Origin of the sequence: Komagataeibacter diospyri (genome assembly GCF_006538165.1) — a bacterium.
GTDB classification, from domain to species: Bacteria; Pseudomonadota; Alphaproteobacteria; order Acetobacterales; family Acetobacteraceae; genus Komagataeibacter; species Komagataeibacter diospyri.
Genome location: NZ_BDLU01000087.1, coordinates 1 through 1,881, shown reverse-complemented (window position 1 = coordinate 1,881; position 1,881 = coordinate 1). Strand labels below are relative to the sequence as shown.

General features: G+C 57.3%; 1 protein-coding gene and 1 pseudogene. Both read right to left on the bottom strand.

Annotation, left to right across the window (positions count from 1 at the left end):
- Nucleotides 1-206, bottom strand: a pseudogene (locus MSKU9_RS17450) (acid phosphatase); the annotation flags it as partial.
- A gap of 157 nt (nt 207-363) precedes the next feature.
- A partial coding sequence (locus MSKU9_RS17445) for a glycoside hydrolase family 32 protein (protein ID WP_141262617.1) occupies nt 364-1,881 on the bottom strand: 1,518 nt, incomplete at its 5' end.

The following is a 1,881-nucleotide window of genomic DNA, read 5'->3' as shown; positions in this document are numbered from 1 at the left end:
GCACCCGGGAAACCATTGTACAGGTTATCAAAGGAGCGGTTTTCGGCAAAGATTACGACAACGGTCTGGATCTGGTCCAGGGAATGGGACACGGACCCTGCATGGCTGCCGGTGATGCCGCAGGTCATCGCGGTTGCCAGAAACAGTAGCCCGGTCATGGTCCGGGCCACGGTGCGTCGGCAACTGATGCGCGTCAGGTCCACCATGCTTTTTCCATTCTCCTGAATTCACAGCCGGTCAGGCTGGATGACCTGTCATCCGCGATTTCGGACGATCGGGAAACCGAACTGGCATTGACTGGTCCTGTCCAGCATTGATGGATGTCCGTACACCCTGTGGGCAACTGCGGGACAGGACAGGTTTCTATTCCTGGTCGCGGTCCAGAAGCGTTATTTTCATATGCCTGAATTCGGTCATGCCATTTTCGGAAAAAGCCATGATGCGGTCGGCATCGGCAGGCGGAAAGACAAGATCCGTTATGACAACCGAACCATTGCGTGACAGAACTTCCACCGAGTTGCGGTCAACAATGACATGCAATGAAACCTCCCCTGTGGGGGCAGGCATATTGACGATATGTTCCTGACTGAATTTGGGCGAGAAGTCAGTCAGACCCGAATGTGACCGGTCGATGACCAGCACATGCTTTTTCATGTCATACGCAATGCTGGTGCCAATGCGGCCATCGGCCGTCGCCCGTACGAATATTCCGGCACGATCCGCGCCGTGCATATGCATGCTCATGTCGATATCCATAACCTGACCACGCGCACGGTCGGGCAACAGATGCCGTCCGGAGGAAAGCTGCAGTCCATCGAAAGACAGCGCCGGCCGGGCAGCGACCAGTGCCATGTAATGCCTGTCAGGTTCCAGGCACAGCTGCGGGCGGCCATCAATTGTCCGAAGGGCCATATCCATGGGCAGGGTCATCTGGCCTTTCCATGGAGATGTCGGTACCTGCGCTGCATAATCCCAGTTGCCCATCCAGCCGATGGTGAGCGGTGTGTTGTCAGGCAGGCCCGCAAACGGGATGGCGGCATAATGGTCCGCCCCGTGATCGAGCCAGTCATGGGCCGCAGGGTCTGAACCCTTGGGCGGCAGTCCTTCCGGCCGGAATGTCGTGCCATCGAAGGAGCCGACAAAATAGAGACTGCCCGACCCGCCTGCGATGCCCCATGGATTGACCCCCAGCATCAGCACCCATTTCTGCTGTGCCGGATTTCCATCCAGTGGCAGGGGAAACAGTGACGGCATTTCCCATAACATGCCCGACCGGACAAAACCTGCAGGCCCGAAATCGCTCAGGAACGTCCAGTCTGTCAGGTTTGATGATTTGTACAGCTTCACGACCGGTGCATTTGCAACGACTGTTGTCATGACCCAGTATCCACCGGGTGCGTACCAGAAAACGCCAGGGTCACGAAAATGGAGTGAGTCAGGTGATAACGTCAGGACAGGATCCTTCTGGCAGGGTTTCCATGTCCGGCCATCATCAAGACTGTAGGCAAGGGACTGGGCCTGCACACCGGGCGCCCTGGGCGCGCCTTGCTTGAAAACGCTGGTGTACAATGCAACCAGCGGCGGGTTATCAGGCGTGCCAAGCCCGGACGTATTATGGGTGTCCACGACGACCGTTCCGGAAAAGATGTCTTTTGTCGCACTGAACGGCAGGGCCACATCCTGTTCATGCCAATGCAGCAGATCCGTGCTGGTCGCATGCCCCCACGACATATTGCCCCATTCCGGAGCTACAGGATTGTACTGGTAGAAAAGGTGATAGACCCCCTTGTGGAAAAACGGGCCATTGGGGTCATTCATCCAGTTGCGTCGGGGCGTATAATGCAGCAGCGGCCGCCACTGCGGGGTGGTGGCCTGTAACGG